The organism is Litoreibacter arenae DSM 19593 (assembly GCF_000442275.2).
Lineage (GTDB): Bacteria > Pseudomonadota > Alphaproteobacteria > Rhodobacterales > Rhodobacteraceae > Litoreibacter > Litoreibacter arenae.
Map to the genome: position 1 here is coordinate 823,432 of NZ_KE557306.1, position 17,439 is coordinate 840,870.

The window sequence follows — 17,439 nt, forward strand, 5'->3', positions numbered from 1 at the left end:
GCGGGAGATCCTGGTCTTCTGTCTTTGGATATCCGAGCGGGGGTTTAGCCGCCGGGGCCTTTCCAGCGCGTTAACCCTGCGTGCGTTGCACCCTAGCGCAGGCCGCGCTTCACGATGGCGTAGCCGAGGGTCGACAGGATGGTCGTGGCGATTGCCAGCGGCAGCGGCGTGCCGTCGAAGGCCAGCCCGATGGGGGCCGCGATGGCCGCACCCAGCACCGTCGCCACGGCCCCCAGCACCGAGGCCGCGAGGCCTGCGATGTGGCCGACGGGCTCCATCGCCAGCGCGTTGAGGTTGCCGATCACCAGACCCGCCATGAAGAACAAGGAGGTGGTCCAGATGACGTAGAGCGGGAACGGAACGCTGGTGGACAGGCCCGCGAGAACCACCGCGACGGAGAAGAAGATTTGCATCCCGAAGCCCGCCGCGATCATACGTTGCATACCCACCCGCACCACCAGCCGCGCGTTCAGCACCGAGGCGGAGCCTGCGACAAGGGCGATCAGGGCGAACCAGTAGGGGAAGGAAGCGGCGCGGTCGAAACTGGTCTCGAAGATTTGCTGGACGGAGCTGAGACAGCCGAACAGCATGCCGAAGGACAGGATTTGGAGAAACGTGGACAGGGTGAAGACCTTGTAGCCGAAACACTCCTTCGTGGCGGTCACCAGCGCCGAGGGGTTGAACGGGCGGCGGGCCTCTTTCGGCAGGGTCTCGGCCTGACGGACCATCAGCCAGCCGATGGCGAGAAACGCGAAAACGATGAAGCTGTAGAACACCGCCCGCCAGCCGAAGCCCGCGATGATGTAGCTGCCCAGAAGGGGGGCCACGGCGGGGACCAGTGTGAAGATCATCAGCGCGTAGGACATGATCGCCGCCATGGTGCGCCCCTCATACTGGTCGCGCACGATGGCCAGCGTCACCACCCGTGGGCCTGCCATGCCGATCCCCTGCACTACGCGGCTTGCCAGCATGGTGTCGAGGCTTTGCGCATGGGCGGCCAGCAAAGCGCCGATGACATAGAGGATTGCGCCGCCGAACATGACCGGCTTGCGACCGAAACTGTCCGACAGCGGGCCGGTGAACAAGGTACCAAGCCCCATGCCGAAGACGAAGCTGGTCAGCACCAGTTGCGCGCGGTTGGGGGCATCGGGTGTCAGGGCTTGGGCGATCTCGGGCAAGGCGGGCAGCATCGAATCGATGCTGAATGCGGTGAGAGCCATGTTTGCGGCGATGAGCGCGATGAATTCGGGGCGCGACAGGCGCCTTATGGCGGCGCTCATAGCTTGGCCTTGGCAAAGAGATAGATGGCCAGCGCCCAGATCATCAGCTCCAGCGAGAAGGTCCAGTGCAGCATGTAGGACAGCACCCAATGGCTTTGGGTGGCAGGCACCGTGAACAGGTGGAACAGCTGGTCGGTGAAGGGAAGGCCCCACGCGATATCGCCCGCGACGGTGTCAAGGATCAGATGCAGCAGGATGCCCACAAAGAAGGCGCGGGCAGGGGGCAGCCAGTTTGGCTTCCAGCGATGCAGGGCCAGCATGGTGGGGGGCCAGACCAGCAACCAGAAAAACGGGATATGCACCCAGTAGTAATGGTGGTGAACGGCGCCGCCGTCGATCAGGTAGAACCAGATCAGGTCCAGATCAGGCAGCACCGCGCCGATGATCGCGGCGGGCATCAGCCACGGATGCACCCCGTAGCGCCGCGCGGTGCGGCCCAGAACGTAGCCCGAAGGGAGGTGGGCGGTGATCATGGCTGCGCTGCAAGCTGCGCGTTGATTTCTTCGATCACATTGGCCCAAAGCTCCGGCTGCTGCGCGCCGGGCAGGACGTGCTGGTTTGCGACGACAAAGGTCGGCACGCCGGTCACCCCACGCTCGCGGGCGTTGGCGTCACGGGCGCGGATGTCGTCAATGTCCTGATCGGTCGCCATGAGGCGGGCGACCATTTCGCGGTCCATCTCTGCGGCTTCGGCCACGTCGAGCAGAACCTCGATGTCGCCGATATCGCGGCCTTCCTTGAAATAGGCGCGGAACAGCTTGGAGACGATGGCGGTCTGCCGCCCCTCCAGCCCCGCCCAATGGATCAGGCGATGGGCGTTGATGGTATTCGGCGTGCGCTGGATCGCGCTGAAGTCGATTTCCAGCCCGGCCGCCTCGCCAGCCTCGGCGATCTGGGCGTAGACGCGCACCGCGCCTTCCTTGCCGCCGAACTTGTGCTCAAGATACTCCCGGCGGTCCATGCCGCCCTCGGGCATCGTCGGGTTCAGTTGGAACGGGTGCCATTCGATGGTGAACGGGTGGTCCGGAGCGGCCTCCAGCGCGCGGTCCAGATGGGCCTTGCCGATGTAGCACCATGGGCAGATCACGTCGGAGATAATGTCGAGCTTAACCATCGGGGGCCTCAAATGTGTCGCGCAGCAAGCGCCGGTTCAGCTTGCCATTGCCCCCTTTTGGCAACGTGTCGCGGTGGATGTAAAGGCGCGGCTGCTTGTAGCGGGCGAGCAGGGCCTGTGCATGAGTGCGCAAGTCCTCCTCGGGAAGGGGTTTGTCTGCGGTGTAGAACAGCGCGATGATGTCAGTGTCGGCCTTGATTTCCACGGCGGTGGCGGCGCAGTCGGTCATGCCTTGGAAGCCCGCGAAGGCGGCTTCGACCTCCAGCGGCGACACACGGTAGCCGCCCGCGTTCATCATGTCGTCATTGCGGCCCATATAGGTGATATCGCCGTCCGCGCTCATGGTGACGGTGTCGGCGGTGATGAACCAGTCGCCGCCCGGCAGGTCCGCGCCGAGATAGCCCAGCATCAGCCCCGGATCGTCGCGGTGGATGGCGAGCAGGCCGGGGGTGTCGGGCGGCACGGGTTTGCCTTCCTCCAGCACCGCGATGCGGCGGCCCTGCTGGGGCCTGCCGGAGGTGCCAGCTTTGGCGGGCATAGCGGGCGAGCCGGAGATGAAGGTGGAGCATTCCGACATGCCGAGCGCTTCGTGAATGTCGGTATCGGTCTGCGTGCGCCATTGCGTGCGCAGCGCGTCGGGTAGGCTTTCACCAGCGGACAGGCCGAGGCGCAGATGGGGCAAGGGCGGCAAGGGTGACTTTAACATCTGCCGGTAAACACCGGGTGCAGCGGCGAAAATAGTGGCGTCATGCTCGGACGCCAGATTACCCAAAGCCGAGGACGGCACGCCCAAGGCGGGGATCAGCGTCGTGGCCCCGATGCTCCACGGGTCCATCAGGCCGGTGCCAAGTGTATAGGTCCAGTTGAACGCGCCCGCATGCATCATCCGGTCGTCCGGCGTCAGGCCATACCAGCCCTGCCACATCATCCGCCGCGCCCAGATGGCGCGATGGGCATGGCGCACGCCGCTGGGCCGGCCGGAGGTGCCGGAGGTGAAAATGATATAGGCCAGCCGGTTCGGATCGCCCATGACGGGCGGGATCGGGTCGGCTTGGGGCAGCGTGGTCAGGACCGGCGCGGGATGATCGGGCAGGGAGACGCCGTCTTGATGCAGGATCAGGGCGGGGCCGGTTTGGCTTGCGATGTCCGTCGCCTCCGGCACGGTCAGTTGCGACGAGGCGGGGATCGGGACCAGACCCGCCCAAATGCAGGCCAGATAGGCCACGGGGAAATCGGGTGTGTTGCCGAGACGGAAGAGGACGCGGTCGCCCTCGCTGAGCCCCTGCGCACGCAGCCCTCCGGCGACCTCTGTCACGCGGTCATAGAGCGCACGGTAGGTCAGGACGTCGCGCACTCCGCCCACCACTTCGAGCGCGGTTTTGTCACCCAGAGCGCTCGCGTGGGACAGCACATAGGCCGCCATGTTGAACGGCGCAGGGCAGGGCGGCGGAGGGCCTTGATCGAAGACGGAGAATTGCATGGGCAGAGGGCTAGCCCCCATTGCCAGCCGCTGCAAGAGGGGGGTATGAGAACGGCCATGACCGCAAGCACCGAGCCCAGCCTGATCCGCCTTGCCCGCGAAAGCGGCGAGAACAACCCCGTGGAGCCTTTGAACCTTGGCGCACGCGTGCGGGAGCTGCGCAAGGCGCGCAACTGGACGCTGGAGCAGGCGGCACAGCGGGCGGGGCTTGCGCGGTCCACCCTGTCGAAGATCGAGAACGAGCAGATGTCACCGACCTTCGAGCTGATGAAGAAGCTGGCCGAAGGGCTGGGCATCGGCATGCCGCAGCTGTTCACCCCGCCGTCACGCGCTCAGGTGAACGGGCGGATGGACGTGACCCGCGTGGACGAGGGGGCGGCGCATGTGACGCCGACCTATGAGCACGAATTGCTGGCAGGCGGGCTGACCAAGAAGGCGATGCTGCCCTACCGCGCCCGCATTCGCGCGCGCAGCGTCGACGAGTTCGACGGCTGGGTACGCCATGATGGTGAAGAATTCCTTTACGTGCTGACCGGCTCCGTGCGCCTGTTCACCGAGTTCTACGAGCCGGTGGAGATGAAGCGCGGCGACAGCGCCTATTATGACGCCTCGATGGGCCATAACGTGGTGTCGACCAGCGCGGAGGATGCGCTGATCCTGTGGGTGACGTCGCTGGGGTGAGGTCGGACCCTCCGGGGGGAATATTTTTGCCAAGATGAAGCCCAAGGGTGCATCTCTGGCGGCGTGCGGCTAGGGCAGGTGGGTTTGGAACAGGGCGGCCATTGACAGGGCATCGCGGCGGGTGTCTTCGGTCTCGGCGCTCATGTTGGTCTCGAACAGCCACACCGTGGCGGTCAGCAATTGCTGGAATGCCTCCTGCACCTCGGAGCTCGCCCGCGCCACGTCGGAGGGCAGGGCGATCATCGGGCACTGGCCGTCCAGATCGCCCAAGTGTTTCGCAGACAGGTAGGCGTCGATCATGTGCAACGCCATTTCGGGCTTCAGGTTGGTCGGATCAATGCCGGCCTCCTCGCGCCACACAGCGCCGCGCCCCATCAGGAAGCTGGACACTGCCGCGCTGAACAGGGCCTCCTTGGTCTTGAAGTGATTGTAGAAGCCGCCGCGTGGGAGGCCCGTCTGCTCCATGACCATGTCTATGGTGACGGCACGGAAGCCGTGGCGGTCGGCCCGTCGATAACCGTCACGGCCAGCGGGGTCGAGGAGGGTGGCGGCGCCAACCCGTTGTCGGGCATCACGATCATTCAGGCCGACACGATGGAGGACGCCACTGCGTTGATCGGGGGTTGCCCGCATCTGAGCGGCAGCGGCACGATCGAGATTGCCGAAGCCATGCAGATGGACATGTAGGCCCGTGGATATGCCAATCCGTTCGCTGTTAGACGCCGTGCCGTATCTGGCCGCCTACGATACGTCTTTCGTGGTGCTTGCGGCCCTGTCACTCGTGGTTCTGATCCGGAATTTCGCCACCGCCCCGCTGGCCTATGCGAGCGAGGAGCAGGTCCCCGGAATGCCGCTGCAGCACGATCACTCAAAGCTGAGCTTTCGCGCGATACGGACCTACGCCAACTCCGCCGAGACGTTTCCCGCCTTTGGCTGGGCGTTGCTGGTGGCAATCATCGCGGGCGCATCGCCCTTGTTGGTGAACTGGCTGGCGGCCCTCTATCGCGCGTGGCGTCTGGCGTTCTGGGTGGTCTATTATACAGCGGCGTTGGCAAGGCTGCGGGCGGGACCAGAACCATGGTGTTCATGGCTGGGTTGCTGTTCAACATTATCCTTGCCTGCACCGCAGTTTGGGCGCTTCTGACCTGAACTGCGCGTCTAGCCGAACATCGCGCGCAGATCGACGGTGGAGCGTTCGCCCAGATCGTCGAAATGCGTGTCGAGAAATGTGTCGGCGGCGCGGCGGCCTGCGGTTTTCAACTCGTGCAGGATATAGGGGGTGGGGATCGTCTTGGTGGCGACGGACAGCTCGTTCATCAGGGCGTTGTCGGCGACCATATGCACCAGCACATCTTTCATGGTGCCGCGCTTGACCTTGCCGCTGGCGATCAGCTCGCGGACAAACTGGATGGCCCGCAACTCTCGCAGCAGCGATCCGTTGAAGCTGATTTCGTTGATGCGGTTCTGGATTTCCGTGGCCTTGCGAGGCAGGTTCTCGCGATGCAGGGGGTTGATCTTGACGATCAGCACATCGGCGGGGAATTCCGGCTCGAACAACGGGAACAGGGCGGGGTTGCCCATGTAGCCGCCGTCCCAATAGGCCTCGATGCGTTCGGTCTTGGGGTCGTAGATTTCCACCGCCTGAAAGATCGTGGGCAGGCAGCCGGAGGCCAAAATGGCGTCGGTATCGGTGTCCTCGCGCCCGAAGATGCGGATCTTGCCGCTGCGCACATTGGTGGCGCAGATAAACAGGTCGGGGCCTTCCTTGGCGCAGACCTCGTCGAAATTGAGCTGTTCCACGACAGAGCGCAGCGGGTGGGTATAGAGCAGGCCCAGACTGTAGGGGCTGGACATGCGGCTGAGAATGTCGAGCGTCTGGTAGTAGGGCGAGTTTTCCACCGCCTGACTGACGGAACGGGGCGTTACCCCCTGCATCCAGCTATGCAGATGAGACTGGTCGGAGCCGCCGATCTCGCCCCAGAGCCAGTCGAGCTTTTTGCGGGCGCAATCCGCGCCGCCCTGCACCAGACCGGATTTCAGCGCCGCCCCGTTCAGCGCGCCCGCCGACGTGCCGGTGATGGCGGCGATCTCCAGCCGGTCGTCTTCGAGGATGCGGTCCAGCACGCCCCAAGTGAAGGCGCCATGGGCACCGCCGCCTTGCAGGGCGAGGTTGATGCGTTTGCGGGTCATGGGGTGGCTGGCTTGGCAAGGGGGCGGGTCGGCAGATTTTCTGGTGAAAACCGCCTATTCCCCCGCGTCGTGATGCCCTGCATCACGGTGGTCACAACGCGGTCCATCCACCGTCCACGCTGATCGTCGTGCCGGTGATCTGCGTCGCCGCGTCGGAGCACAGGAAGGTGGCCACGCCACCCAGCTGTTCGGTGGTGGCGAATTCCTTGGAAGGCTGGCGCTCCAGCATGACCTCTTTGATCACCGTTTCGCGGTCCATGTCGTATTTCTTCATGGTGTCGGGGATCTGGCTCTCGACCAGCGGCGTCATCACATAGCCCGGACAGATGGCGTTGGCGGTGATCGGCTCCTGCGCGGTCTCCAACGCGACAACCTTGGTCATGCCGACGACGCCATGCTTGGCGGCGACATAGGCGGATTTGTAGGGCGAGGCGGTCAGGCCATGCGCCGAGGAGATGTTGATCACCCGACCCCAGCCCGCAGCCCGCATCATCGGCAGGGCGGCGGCGGTGGTGTGAAAGACCGAATTCAGCATGATCGCTATGATCTGGTCCCATTTCTCGACCGGAAATTCGTCGATGGGGGCAACGTGCTGGATGCCTGCGTTGTTGACGAGGATGTCGCATTTGCCTGCGGTCTCAATCAGACGGCGGGCGTCCTCGCCCTTGGACAGGTCCGCCTGGATGTAGCGCGCCTCGTTGCCGGTCACTTGCGTGATCTCGTCGGCCAGCGCGTGATCCTCCTTGCTGGAGGTGAAGGAGTTCAGCACCACGTTGGCACCCGCCTTGGCCAGCTCTCGCGCGATGCCGAGGCCGATGCCGGAGTTGGAGCCGGTGATGATTGCGGTCTTGCCGGACAGAGGGGCGGGGAGGGTCATGGGCGTGGTCCTTTCGACGTGTGCTTTGCGTCAGGCATAACTTGCTGCAGATGCGAAATGAAGGGGCAATGAGGCGCGTCGCGTGGAGTTTACCGAATCTTCGCGGTTTGCGGGCAAAGCTGGCGCCATGAAAAATCTGTTTTTACCCGACTTCACCACCGACCCCGCATCTTCGGACCTGCCTCCCGCCAGTCCATCGCTTCTTATGGCGGTGACGGTGCTTGGCACCGACGGGGACGACATCCTGACCGGAACCGCGATGGCAGAGACGTTTCGCGGCGGCGACGGTGATGACAGGATCTTCGGGCTGGAAGGCGACGACACGCTTTGGGGGCAGGACGGGGATGACCGGATGCAAGGCGGCATCGGCAACGACCGGCTGAACGGCGGCAGCGGCCGCGACAATCTGGACGGGGGCGATGGCGACGACCTTGTGGCGGGCGGTGCGGGTGATGACGTGCTGCGCGGCGGGGCGGGCAACGACCGGCTTTACGGCGGCGCGGGCAACGACAAGGTGGAGGGCAATCGCGGCGATGACAGGCTCTACGGGCAGGGTGGCGACGACATTCTGTCGGACTCGGCAGGCAACAACCACCTGAGCGGCGGGGCGGGCAATGACGTGCTGCGTGTCGGTCTGGGCAACGACAAGCTGGATGGCGGTACAGGCGACGACATGCTCTACGGCTTTGGCGGGCGCGACACGCTGACGGGCGGCGCAGGAGCGGATCATTTCGTCTTCCTAACCGACGGGCTGACCGGCACGAGCGAGATGATCGTCAACGACTTCACCCATGGCGAAGACACGCTTGCTCTGGACCCTGCATTGGGTAGTGCGACGGCGGCGCTGGCACTGTTTCTGGCAAATGCCTCGCAGCACGGGCCAAGCGTGGTGTTCGAGATGCCGTCGACGCTGCTGGATGCGGGCGCCAGCCTGACGATCCGCCTGCGCGGGATCGAGTTGGACGACCTGACGGTCGGGGATTTTCTGGGCGGAGATGATTTGATCGCTTAAAGCGAAATCGGTTTAATCTGCAACAGACCGCATCACTCAACGCGTTGAAATCTTTGATTTCAGGCAGCGTTGAGTGATTCAGATTTACCGATTTCTGCTCTAGCGTTTTCGGTCGTCGCAGCAATGCGCGATCACAGTTTGACGAATGCCATCCGGTAGATCACCTGTTCGCCGGTTGTCGGTCATTGTGCCGGTCTCAACCGTCTCCCGCATCCACGAGATCATTCCCCGAGGGCCATTAGAGCGTCGGATCGCGACATTTGTTTTCTCTTGAGCGGTCAAGTCACCAAAGAGGCGGCTGATGCACAGGCGCAGGATGTGGCTGGGTCAACATTTGAAAACTGCCAAAAAAAAACGCCAGCACGAAGCTGGCGTTAAGTTATTGAGGCAGGTTTCATACAGGCAAGAAACCTATCGAGCAGTGACACCGTTATAAGCATTTCACCGCCGCCCGCCAAGCTAAAAGTTTGAAAAGGCTGGAAACCCTGCGTAGCATGATCCTTAACAAGAGCAGGCGCCTGAAGGATTGTTACCAGAATGAAACCAAACTATTTCCGATTTGTGCGCGTGGGACTTCGCTGCGCTGCAATCCTTGCAGCATCCACGGCTTTGGCGGAGCCGCAGCATGGCATAGCTATGTATGGCGACCCTGTCCTTCCACCAGACTTTGTGTCCCTGCCATACGCCAATCCGGATGCGCCGACAGGTGGCAAAATGGTCACGGGAGAGGTGGGGGGATTCGATTCGCTGAACCCGCATATCCGCAAGGGCCGGGTTCCTTGGCAGCTTCGCTTCCTCGCATATGAGAGCCTGATGGGGCGGTCCTATGACGAGCCGTTCACGCTTTACGGGCTGCTGGCAGAGACCATCGAGACCGATTCGACCGATCTTTGGGTCGAATTCAAGCTGCGCGACGAGGCCCGATTCTCGGACGGCAGCCCGGTGACGCCGGAGGACGTGATCTGGTCCTACGAGACGCTGGGTACCGAAGGTCACCCGATCTACGCGAGCACCTGGCAAAAGATCAAATCCTCGGAAATCACCGATGACGGCAAGATCCGCTTCACCTTCACGGAACCGGACCGCGAGTTGGCGCTGATCATGGGGATGCGCCCGATCCTGAAAAAGGCGCAGTGGGACGGTGTGGAGTTCGGCGAAAGCGGCCTGACGACGATCCCGATCACCACCGCGCCCTATGTCATCGACGATTTCGAGGCGGGGCGTTTCGTGTCGCTCAAGCGCAATCCCGACTATTGGGGCCGCGATATTCCGTTCCGGCGGGGCACCAACAATATCGACGAGCTGCGGATGGAGTTCTACGGAGACGCCACCGCCATGTTCGAGGCGTTCAAAGCGGGCGAGTTGAACACCCTGCGCGAGACCAGCAGGGCCAAATGGGACCAGCAATACGATTTCCCGCGCGTGCGGAACGGCGAGGTGATCAAATCCGAGATCCCGCATGAGCGGCCCACCGGCATGGACGGGTTCGTGATGAACACGCGGCGCGACATCTTCAAGGACTGGCGTGTGCGCGAGGCGATGTTGCAGGCGTTCAACTACGAGTTCATCAACGAGAAGATGAATGGCGGTGAAGGCTTGCCGCGCATCGCGTCCTACTTCCACAACTCGGTTCTGGGCATGGAGCCGGGGGCGGCCACCGGCAAGGTGGCCGAGCTTCTGGAGCCTTACCGCGACCAGCTTCTGCCCGGCACGCTGGAGGGATACGAGTTGCCCGCGGGCGACGGCTCCGCGCGCAACCGCAAGGGCATCCGCGAGGCATCGCGCCTGCTGGAAGAGGCGGGCTGGGCGGTCAAGGACGGTGTGCTGACAGGACCGGATGGCAGGCCGTTCGCGCTGGAAATCCTGCTCAAGCAGGGCAGCGCGGAGCATCAGGCGATCATCAACATCTACAAGGCACAACTGGAACGGCTGGGCATTTTCCCGACCGTCACGGTGGTCGACAGCGCGCAGTATAACGAGCGCATCGACGCCTATGATTTTGACATGACACATTTTATTCGCGGTCTGTCGCTCAGCCCCGGCAACGAGCAGGTGGCCTATTGGGGCAGTGACGGGGTGGACAATCCCGGCTCGCGCAATCTGATGGGCATGGCGTCACCGGCGGCGGAGGCGATGATCCAGACGATGCTGACCTCGGAGAGCCAAGAGGACTACCGCGCGGCGGTCAAGGCGCTGGACCGCATTCTGACGGCAGGGCGTTACGCCGTGCCGCTGTGGTATTCCAACGTCTCGATGCTGGCCCATGACGCCAACCTGAAATATCCCGACACGCTGCCGGTCTATGGCGACTGGATCGGGTTCCAGCCGGATGTGTGGTGGTCTGAGTAGGGGGCGCTACTGCGCCGCGATCTCTGCGGGCGGCTTCGACGGGTCGGCCTTGTTCGGGTAGACGAGGCCGGCCGAAATCACCAGCTTGGCGGCGTCCTCGACGCTCATGTCCAGTTCGATAATGTCGGATTTTGGCACGAACAGCAGGAAGCCGGAGGTCGGGTTGGGCGTGGTCGGCAGGAAGACAGACATCAACCCGCCGTCGGTCGGGATGCCGCGTGCGACCTCGCCCTTGGCGGAGGTCGAGATGAAGGCGATCGCCCAGATACCGCGACGGGGGTATTCGACCAGACAGGCCTTCTCGAACGAGGTTTCGCGCTGCGAGAACACCGTTTCCGCGATCTGCTTCAACCCGTTATAGATCGAGCGCACGACCGGCATCCGGTCGACGAGGTTTTCACCGAAGCGCAACAGCGACCGGCCAAGGAGACCCTTGCCCATCCAGCCCACCATCATGGTGAACAGCAGGAAGAACAGCACGCCGACGCCGCGCAGGTTGATGCCGATATATTGCTCGGGGCGGTAGTGGTAGGGGACGAAGGGCAGCACCCAACTGTCGATCCAGCCGACGATGCTCCAGATCAGCCACATGGTCAGCCCGATAGGGGCGATGACCACCAGACCTGCCAGAAAGTTGCTGCGCATGCGCGAGAAAAGACCCGCCTTGCGCGGCGGCTTTTTGTGGTCGGGGTCCATGTCGTCGAGCAGCATTGGCGGCAGATATCTCTTTAACAACTAATACACATATCTATGGTCCCACTGCCCGTCCTACAAGCGGGCAGTGGGAGAATGCGCTCGATCGCGATTGGTTAGACCAGATTACGGGCTATTTCCGCCGCCAGCCTCGCATTGTTGAGCACCAGAGCGATATTGGCGGTCAGGGACGCGCCTTCGGTCAGGGTGAAGATACGGTCCAGCAGGAAGGGGGTGACGGATTTGCCGTCGATTCCCTGCGCTTCGGCCTCTTCCAGCGCCTGCGCGATGATCGGCGACAAGGTCGTGGCGGGGATTTCGTCCGCCTGCGGGATCGGATTGGCGACGAGTTGGCCGCCAGGCAGGCCCAGAGCGGCGCGTATCCGTTGTGCCTTGGCGATGTCGGCGGCGTCATCCATGCGCAGCGGGGCGTCGATGTCGGATTCGCGCGACCAGAAGGCGGGCAGGGTGTCCTGGCCGTAGACGATGACAGGCACGCCGAGGGTTTCCAGCACCTCCATCGTTTTTGGAATGTCGAGAATGGCTTTCGGCCCTGCGGCCACCACGGTGACGGGGGTCTGGGCCAGCTCTTGCAGGTCGGCGGAGATGTCGAAGCTCAATTCCGCGCCGCGATGCACGCCGCCGATGCCGCCGGTGGCGAAGACCTCGATACCGGCCAGATGCGCGGCGATCATGGTGGCGGAAACGGTCGTGGCGCCTGTGCCACCGGTCGCAAGGCACGCGGCGAAGTCGGCGCGGGACAGTTTGGCGACGTCCTTGGCCTGCGCCAGAGCCTCCAACTGGTCATCGGTCAGGCCGATATGAATCTGCCCGTCGATCACCGCGATGGTGGCGGGCACCGCACCGGCGTCGCGCACGGTTTGCTCTACCTCGCGCGCGGTTTCCACGTTTTGCGGGTAGGGCATGCCATGGGTGATGATCGTGCTTTCAAGCGCGACGATGGGCTGGCCAGCCGCTTTGGCGGCCTCGACTTCGGGGGCGTAGTGCAAGGGGATCAATAGCTGTCTCCGGAAATATAGGTGGCGGTTGCGGTCATGGCGTTTTGTAGCGCGGCCTGCGGCGTAGCGCCTTGGGATTCGGCGGAGATATGGGCCGCCATAAACGTATCCCCCGCGCCGGTGATGCGTTTCACCTGAACTTTGGGGGGTGTGAAGGTTAACAGGGTGTTATCCGCGGCCAGCGATGCGGCCTCTGCCCCGTTGGTGACCAGCGCGCGGTGCAATCCTTGGGACAACAGCGCGGTGGCAGCGGTCGCACTGTCGTGAAAGACGGAGCCGAGCAGCAATCCCGCCTCTTCGAGGTTCACATAGAGCGTTGCGGTGGGGTGGCTGAGGAACGGGCGCAAGCGTTCGGCCTTGCCGGGCGAGGCGGGCGCGAGACGCAGATCGGCCTTGGCGAAAGTGACGTCGGCGGCGATTTGGGTGAGCAGGTCCACGGTCAGATTGCCATCCACCGCCACAAGCCCTGTCCAGCCGGACAAGGCGGCGCTCATCGGCGCGAGGATCGCATCTCCGGATTGTTCCAGCGAGTGCGCGTCGGCAATGGCGGCGATAAGCCCGTTGCGGCCCTCAATGGCCATATAGCGGTCGGTGGGCAGCCCCTTGGGGCGATAGATATGGTCGGTGATCATGCCCAAGCCTGCGCAGGCCCGCATAAGCTCGTCGCCTTCCTCGTCTGTCCCTATTGCGGTCAGCAGGGCAGGGGTCATGCCATAGGCCTGCAACGCCATGGCGATGTTCATCGCAACCCCGCCCGGCGCGCGGGTGATGAGACCGGGGCGGTCGTTACCGCGCTCCATGTCTTGGTCATGGCGTCCGATGATGTCCCACAGGACCGCACCGATGCACAGGATGTCAGGCGTCTTGCTCATGGCATGACCTAAAAGCAGGCCACGGGCGTGTGTTCAAGAGGATATCGCACTTCAAGCGGGTCGCGGCGCAGTGATATAGGGGGATCGTCGGCTTTTGGGCCTTTGGGGCTTGCAGCGCAGGGGCGCTTGGGGTAGTTGGCGCTCACTTCGCAGGCGGGGTCGGGCCGATTGGGGGAGAAATCCCATGACGTCCACCGGTTGAGGCAAATGCCTCTGACACCCCGCTGAGGCTTAAACCGGAAAGGAAAACGGACATGGCTTTGCCAGAATTTTCGCTCCGTCAGCTGCTTGAGGCTGGCGTTCACTTTGGTCACCAAACCCAACGCTGGAACCCGCGTATGGCCCCGTATATCTACGGCGCCAAGAACGGTATCCACATCATGGACCTGACCCAAACCGTCCCCATGCTGGACCAGGCGCTGCAAGTTGTGCGCGACACCACAGCAAAAGGCGGCCGCATCCTGTTCGTCGGCACCAAGCGTCAGGCACAACGCCCGATCGCCGAAGCCGCAGAGAAATGCGCGCAATATTACATGAACCACCGCTGGCTGGGTGGCACGCTGACCAACTGGAAAACCGTGTCCAACTCGATCAACCGACTGCGGTCCATCGACGAAGCGCAGGAAAACGGCTTCACCGGCCTGACCAAGAAAGAGCGTCTGGGCATGGAGCGTGACCAGGGCAAGCTGCAAGCCTCCTTGGGCGGCATCCGCGAAATGGGCGGCGTGCCTGACCTGTTGTTCGTCATCGACGTCAACAAGGAAGACCTCGCCATTGCCGAAGCCAAGAAGCTGGGCATTCCTGTGATCGCCGTGGTTGACACCAACTGCTCGCCAGACGGCATCGACTACCTGATCCCCGGCAACGACGACGCATCGCGCGCCATCGGCCTGTACTGCGATCTGGTGGCCCGTGCGGCTCTGGACGGCATGCAGGCGCAAATGGGCGCGGCTGGCGTCGACATCGGTGCCATGGAAGAAGCACCGGCCGAGGAAGCCGTTGCTGCCGAGGCCCCCGCAGAGGCCTAAGCCTTTCGCATGATCTATTCCCCCGAAGGCCCGATCTGCGGCCTTCGGGATCCCCCCAATTTCTATTCAGGAGTACCAAGATGGCGATTACCGCTGCAATGGTGAAAGAACTGCGCGACACGACCGGCGCGGGCATGATGGACGCGAAAAAAGCGCTGACCGAGACCGATGGCGACATGGACGCCGCGGTTGACTGGCTGCGCACCAAAGGTCTGGCGAAAGCCGCCAAGAAATCCGGCCGCACCGCCGCCGAGGGCCTCGTGGCCGTCAAGGTCGACGGTGGCGTGGGCGTCGCTGTGGAAGTGAACTCGGAAACCGACTTCGTCGGCAAGAACGCCGAATTCCAAGCCATGGTTTCCGGTATTGCCAACGTGGCACTGGGCGCGGCAAACACCGACGAGCTGGCCGCTGCCGATATGGGCGGCAAATCTGTCGCTGATGTCATCACCGCCAAAATCGCCACCATCGGCGAGAATATGTCCCTGCGCCGCATGGCTCGTCTGGAAGGCCCCTCGGTCGTATCCTACGTGCACAACGCGGCGGCTGACGGCATGGGCAAAATCGGTGTTCTGGTTGCCCTGTCCGCCGAGAACGAAGCGTTCGGCAAGCAGGTCGCGATGCACGTGGCTGCTGTGAACCCCGCGTCGCTGTCCGAGGATGATCTGGACCCGGCCGTGGTCGAGAAAGAGAAGACCGTTCAAATGGACATCGCGCGCGAATCCGGCAAGCCGGAAGCGGTGATCGAGAAGATGATCGTTGGCCGCATGAAGAAGTTCATGGCCGAAGTGACCCTGCTGAACCAGCAATTCGTCGTGAACCCCGACCTGACCGTTGGCGAAGCCGCCAAGGAAGCCGGCGTGGAAATCACCGGCTTCAAACGTCTGGAAGTTGGCGAGGGCATCGAGAAAAAAGAAGAGAACTTCGCAGACGAAGTTGCGGCGACGCTGAAAGGCTAAGCTTGTCCGCTCTCTGAAAATAAAAACGGCGCGAGGGATATACCCGTCGCGCCGTTTCTTTGTAGCCGGACCCCCACGCTGGGGATGATGGGGTCCCGACAGGGAGGAGAGCAAACACCGGCCAAGACCTGTCGAAGCCTTGGCAAATGCGCGCCAACGGGATCAGGCCCCGCAGGCAGCAAGCCTTGGTATGCAAGGTGCACCCTAACATGTGTCTCACGGCCGAAACCGTCACTCATGAGACATGCCTAATACTTGCTCCTCCGCGCCGCAGAATCAAAGTACGGCTTTCCATACCTCGACAATAAGCTTGGCAAGGCTAGCAGCATGAATGCGGGATTCGTGCTATGATTTCAGGGTGTTGGCTCGGGTCGGGGCAGGGCGGACCTACCGTTCGATCAGGAAAAACTGGTTCTGGCTCGATGCCTTGAGGATCGCTTGCGCCGTTGTGTCCACATCAAGCGTCTCGCGTGCCAGCCGAAGGTGTTTTTCGATGGTCGCGGGGTTCAGGCCCATGATGGTTGCCGTGTCCTGAATCGTCTTGCCGTCTGCCACCCATTCCAGCACCTCGCGCTGGCGGGCGGTGAGGGGGCGGCGCTGGCCCGTCGTGTGGGGCAATTGCGTGACCTTCAGGTGCATGACCTTGTTGGCAAGCTCCAGATCCTCGCCATGCTTTTCCCAGATCTCGTCCACGTCGTCCTGCGTCAGTCCCCGACGCGCGGTCAATCCCGTAGCCCCCTTGGCACGCAGCGACACGTCATGGAAGCTGACCGTATAACCGGCGGTCACATCCAGTCGCTGGTTCAGGGCGACGACTTCCATCTCGCCGGGGGAGAGCTTGCCGGACATGGCCATCTCCTGGATCATCCGCCAGCTGCATGCCCCGACATTCTCGGCGGCCCAGGCCACCATCGGTCCCTGATAATAGGCGCCGTCACCTACGAAATGCTCGACATAGGCGGGGTCGTGATTGGTCAGGATCAGGGCGTCTTGCAGGTCGCCCAAGGTCGTTCCCGTGCGGAATCTTGTGTAGCCGTAAACGATCCGGTCAAACCCGTATTCGGCCATTTTTGCCGTGTGCATCGACCAGACATCCTCAAGCGAATTGCTTGCTAGTAAACGGCTGAGATGCTCCTGAATCATGACCGTGTTCCCAAGTGATCGGCCAGTGCATCAAGCGCCAGCACGTACCCTTTTGCGCCAAAGCCGGCAATCTGCCCCAGTGCTACCGGGGCGATGTAGGATTTGTGGCGGAACGCTTCGCGGGCGTGGATGTTGGACAGATGAACCTCGACAACGGGTAGCTCGACGGAGGCAATGGCGTCCATCAGCGCCACCGACGTATGGGTGAACGCACCGGCGTTCAACACGATGCCGCGATGCTTGCCCTTGGCGTCGTGTATCGCGTCGATCAGCGCGCCTTCGTGGTTGGACTGCAAGCAAGAAACCTGCAAGTTCAATGACTTGCCATGCTCAATGCACAGATTTTCGACATCCGCCAACGTGACGGAGCCATAAACCTCGGGCTGACGTGTGCCCAACAAATTAAGATTTGGCCCGTTAAGGACAATTACAGACGACATTCACCCTCCCTCGACACACGCGACAAAAACCTAGGACGCGTGTGCGCCTCTGTCGAGTAGTTTACACTTATTTCATCGGGTTTACAGAGATTGTTGAATTGCGCCTTTGCAGACTTTGATTTTTTAGCCAACGCGGTGGCGATGGAACGGCAATGCCGGAACGCTCCAATCATGAGGCGAAAGGTTGAGCGAACTCAGTTGATTGCCTTGTCTTTTGAAGAGAGTGGTGCCGATGACGCGCGCCACGCGGGCTCCGCTTCGTGCGTGAAGGCTCAAGTCTCGTTGCGACAGATTCCTCTATCTCA

At 62.6% G+C, this 17,439-nt stretch carries 20 protein-coding genes; 8 read left to right on the forward strand and 12 right to left on the reverse strand.

Annotation, left to right across the window (positions count from 1 at the left end):
• Positions 1-92 precede the first annotated feature (92 nt).
• Genes THALAR_RS04150 through THALAR_RS04165 form a run of 4 tightly spaced genes read right to left on the reverse strand, consistent with a single transcriptional unit; the run spans position 93 to position 3,874 of the window.
• Complete coding sequence (locus tag THALAR_RS04150; protein WP_021100233.1) at positions 93-1,280, reverse strand: multidrug effflux MFS transporter; 1,188 nt, start codon at positions 1,278-1,280, stop codon at positions 93-95.
• Positions 1,277-1,753 (reverse strand): metal-dependent hydrolase, encoded by a 477-nt coding sequence (locus THALAR_RS04155; RefSeq protein WP_021100234.1) that lies wholly within the window; start codon positions 1,751-1,753, stop codon positions 1,277-1,279. The genes THALAR_RS04150 and THALAR_RS04155 overlap by 4 nt, the downstream gene beginning before the upstream one ends.
• Positions 1,750-2,394 carry a DsbA family oxidoreductase gene (locus THALAR_RS04160; protein WP_021100235.1) on the reverse strand — a complete coding sequence of 215 codons (645 nt, stop codon included), beginning with the start codon at positions 2,392-2,394 and terminating at the stop codon, positions 1,750-1,752. The genes THALAR_RS04155 and THALAR_RS04160 overlap by 4 nt, the downstream gene beginning before the upstream one ends.
• On the reverse strand, positions 2,387-3,874 hold the full coding sequence (locus THALAR_RS04165; RefSeq protein ID WP_021100236.1) for a class I adenylate-forming enzyme family protein: 1,488 nt from the start codon (positions 3,872-3,874) through the stop codon (positions 2,387-2,389). The genes THALAR_RS04160 and THALAR_RS04165 overlap by 8 nt, the downstream gene beginning before the upstream one ends.
• Positions 3,875-3,931: 57 nt before the next feature.
• Here THALAR_RS04165 and THALAR_RS04170 point away from each other — a divergent pair, with 57 nt between their 5' ends.
• Positions 3,932-4,555: a helix-turn-helix domain-containing protein gene (locus THALAR_RS04170; protein WP_040817674.1), complete on the forward strand. Its 624-nt coding sequence runs from the start codon at positions 3,932-3,934 to the stop codon at positions 4,553-4,555.
• Between the two features lie 69 nt (positions 4,556-4,624).
• On the opposite strand, the gene THALAR_RS18020 is transcribed toward THALAR_RS04170, so the two are convergent.
• The gene (locus THALAR_RS18020) at positions 4,625-5,020 is read right to left on the reverse strand and encodes a TetR/AcrR family transcriptional regulator (protein ID WP_021100238.1); all 396 of its coding nucleotides are present in this window, start codon (positions 5,018-5,020) and stop codon (positions 4,625-4,627) included.
• On the opposite strand from THALAR_RS18020, the gene THALAR_RS18775 reads away from it, so the two are divergent.
• Positions 4,979-5,242 (forward strand): YciI family protein, encoded by a 264-nt coding sequence (locus THALAR_RS18775; protein ID WP_021100239.1) that lies wholly within the window; start codon positions 4,979-4,981, stop codon positions 5,240-5,242. The genes THALAR_RS18020 and THALAR_RS18775 overlap by 42 nt on opposite strands.
• A gap of 10 nt (positions 5,243-5,252) precedes the next feature.
• On the forward strand, positions 5,253-5,699 hold the full coding sequence (locus tag THALAR_RS04185) for an MAPEG family protein (protein WP_021100240.1): 447 nt from the start codon (positions 5,253-5,255) through the stop codon (positions 5,697-5,699).
• Positions 5,700-5,713: 14 nt separating this feature from the next.
• Here the strand turns inward: THALAR_RS04185 and THALAR_RS04190 are convergent, their stop codons facing one another.
• Together THALAR_RS04190 and THALAR_RS04195 are read right to left on the reverse strand one after the other, a co-directional pair.
• Positions 5,714-6,745, reverse strand: coding sequence for a patatin-like phospholipase family protein (locus tag THALAR_RS04190; RefSeq protein ID WP_021100241.1), 1,032 nt, complete (start codon positions 6,743-6,745; stop codon positions 5,714-5,716).
• A 91-nt stretch (positions 6,746-6,836) separates the two neighbouring features.
• Positions 6,837-7,622, reverse strand: a complete 786-nt coding sequence (locus tag THALAR_RS04195; protein ID WP_021100243.1) for a 3-hydroxybutyrate dehydrogenase — start codon at positions 7,620-7,622, stop codon at positions 6,837-6,839.
• Between the two features lie 127 nt (positions 7,623-7,749).
• Between THALAR_RS04195 and THALAR_RS18925 the strand changes: the two genes are divergently transcribed.
• Both THALAR_RS18925 and THALAR_RS04205 read left to right on the forward strand, forming a co-directional pair.
• Complete coding sequence (locus tag THALAR_RS18925; RefSeq protein WP_154666742.1) at positions 7,750-8,634, forward strand: calcium-binding protein; 885 nt, start codon at positions 7,750-7,752, stop codon at positions 8,632-8,634.
• Positions 8,635-9,171: 537 nt separating this feature from the next.
• On the forward strand, positions 9,172-10,983 hold the full coding sequence (locus THALAR_RS04205; RefSeq protein ID WP_021100246.1) for an extracellular solute-binding protein: 1,812 nt from the start codon (positions 9,172-9,174) through the stop codon (positions 10,981-10,983).
• A gap of 6 nt (positions 10,984-10,989) precedes the next feature.
• Here the strand turns inward: THALAR_RS04205 and THALAR_RS04210 are convergent, their stop codons facing one another.
• The 3 genes from THALAR_RS04210 to THALAR_RS04220 form a co-directional block, all read right to left on the reverse strand.
• Complete coding sequence (locus THALAR_RS04210) at positions 10,990-11,694, reverse strand: DUF502 domain-containing protein (protein WP_021100247.1); 705 nt, start codon at positions 11,692-11,694, stop codon at positions 10,990-10,992.
• 98 nt (positions 11,695-11,792) lie between these two features.
• Positions 11,793-12,695 carry a pseudouridine-5'-phosphate glycosidase gene (locus THALAR_RS04215; RefSeq protein WP_021100248.1) on the reverse strand — a complete coding sequence of 301 codons (903 nt, stop codon included), beginning with the start codon at positions 12,693-12,695 and terminating at the stop codon, positions 11,793-11,795.
• Entirely contained in the window at positions 12,692-13,567 is an 876-nt protein-coding gene (locus tag THALAR_RS04220) for a PfkB family carbohydrate kinase (RefSeq protein ID WP_021100249.1), read from the reverse strand. The genes THALAR_RS04215 and THALAR_RS04220 overlap by 4 nt, the downstream gene beginning before the upstream one ends.
• 254 nt (positions 13,568-13,821) lie before the next feature.
• On the opposite strand from THALAR_RS04220, the gene rpsB reads away from it, so the two are divergent.
• Together rpsB and tsf are read left to right on the forward strand one after the other, a co-directional pair.
• Positions 13,822-14,595 carry a 30S ribosomal protein S2 gene (gene rpsB / locus THALAR_RS04225; protein WP_040817187.1) on the forward strand — a complete coding sequence of 258 codons (774 nt, stop codon included), beginning with the start codon at positions 13,822-13,824 and terminating at the stop codon, positions 14,593-14,595.
• A gap of 80 nt (positions 14,596-14,675) precedes the next feature.
• Positions 14,676-15,551 carry a translation elongation factor Ts gene (gene tsf, locus THALAR_RS04230; RefSeq protein WP_021100252.1) on the forward strand — a complete coding sequence of 292 codons (876 nt, stop codon included), beginning with the start codon at positions 14,676-14,678 and terminating at the stop codon, positions 15,549-15,551.
• Between the two features lie 387 nt (positions 15,552-15,938).
• On the opposite strand, the gene THALAR_RS04235 is transcribed toward tsf, so the two are convergent.
• Together THALAR_RS04235 and aroQ are read right to left on the reverse strand one after the other, a co-directional pair.
• Positions 15,939-16,694, reverse strand: a complete 756-nt coding sequence (locus THALAR_RS04235; RefSeq protein WP_040817190.1) for a LuxR family transcriptional regulator — start codon at positions 16,692-16,694, stop codon at positions 15,939-15,941.
• Positions 16,691-17,134 (reverse strand): type II 3-dehydroquinate dehydratase, encoded by a 444-nt coding sequence (aroQ, locus tag THALAR_RS04240; protein ID WP_040817193.1) that lies wholly within the window; start codon positions 17,132-17,134, stop codon positions 16,691-16,693. Before aroQ ends, THALAR_RS04235 begins: the two co-directional genes overlap by 4 nt.
• A gap of 90 nt (positions 17,135-17,224) precedes the next feature.
• Here aroQ and THALAR_RS18670 point away from each other — a divergent pair.
• Positions 17,225-17,439 (forward strand): hypothetical protein (locus THALAR_RS18670; protein ID WP_211264782.1); only part of this gene is annotated, 215 nt, incomplete at its 3' end.

Coding starts and splice junctions, on each gene's coding strand:
- THALAR_RS04205 (WP_021100246.1), top strand. CDS start 9,172: ATGAAACCAAACTATTTCCGATTTGTGCGCGTGGGACTTCGCTGCGCT.
- THALAR_RS04150 (WP_021100233.1), bottom strand. CDS start 1,280: ATGAGCGCCGCCATAAGGCGCCTGTCGCGCCCCGAATTCATCGCGCTC.
- THALAR_RS04220 (WP_021100249.1), bottom strand. CDS start 13,567: ATGAGCAAGACGCCTGACATCCTGTGCATCGGTGCGGTCCTGTGGGAC.
- rpsB (WP_040817187.1), top strand. CDS start 13,822: ATGGCTTTGCCAGAATTTTCGCTCCGTCAGCTGCTTGAGGCTGGCGTT.
- aroQ (WP_040817193.1), bottom strand. CDS start 17,134: ATGTCGTCTGTAATTGTCCTTAACGGGCCAAATCTTAATTTGTTGGGC.
- THALAR_RS04165 (WP_021100236.1), bottom strand. CDS start 3,874: ATGCAATTCTCCGTCTTCGATCAAGGCCCTCCGCCGCCCTGCCCTGCG.
- THALAR_RS04235 (WP_040817190.1), bottom strand. CDS start 16,694: ATGATTCAGGAGCATCTCAGCCGTTTACTAGCAAGCAATTCGCTTGAG.
- THALAR_RS04155 (WP_021100234.1), bottom strand. CDS start 1,753: ATGATCACCGCCCACCTCCCTTCGGGCTACGTTCTGGGCCGCACCGCG.
- THALAR_RS04190 (WP_021100241.1), bottom strand. CDS start 6,745: ATGACCCGCAAACGCATCAACCTCGCCCTGCAAGGCGGCGGTGCCCAT.
- tsf (WP_021100252.1), top strand. CDS start 14,676: ATGGCGATTACCGCTGCAATGGTGAAAGAACTGCGCGACACGACCGGC.
- THALAR_RS04160 (WP_021100235.1), bottom strand. CDS start 2,394: ATGGTTAAGCTCGACATTATCTCCGACGTGATCTGCCCATGGTGCTAC.
- THALAR_RS04195 (WP_021100243.1), bottom strand. CDS start 7,622: ATGACCCTCCCCGCCCCTCTGTCCGGCAAGACCGCAATCATCACCGGC.
- THALAR_RS18925 (WP_154666742.1), top strand. CDS start 7,750: ATGAAAAATCTGTTTTTACCCGACTTCACCACCGACCCCGCATCTTCG.
- THALAR_RS04170 (WP_040817674.1), top strand. CDS start 3,932: ATGACCGCAAGCACCGAGCCCAGCCTGATCCGCCTTGCCCGCGAAAGC.
- THALAR_RS18020 (WP_021100238.1), bottom strand. CDS start 5,020: ATGGAGCAGACGGGCCTCCCACGCGGCGGCTTCTACAATCACTTCAAG.
- THALAR_RS04210 (WP_021100247.1), bottom strand. CDS start 11,694: ATGCTGCTCGACGACATGGACCCCGACCACAAAAAGCCGCCGCGCAAG.
- THALAR_RS04185 (WP_021100240.1), top strand. CDS start 5,253: ATGCCAATCCGTTCGCTGTTAGACGCCGTGCCGTATCTGGCCGCCTAC.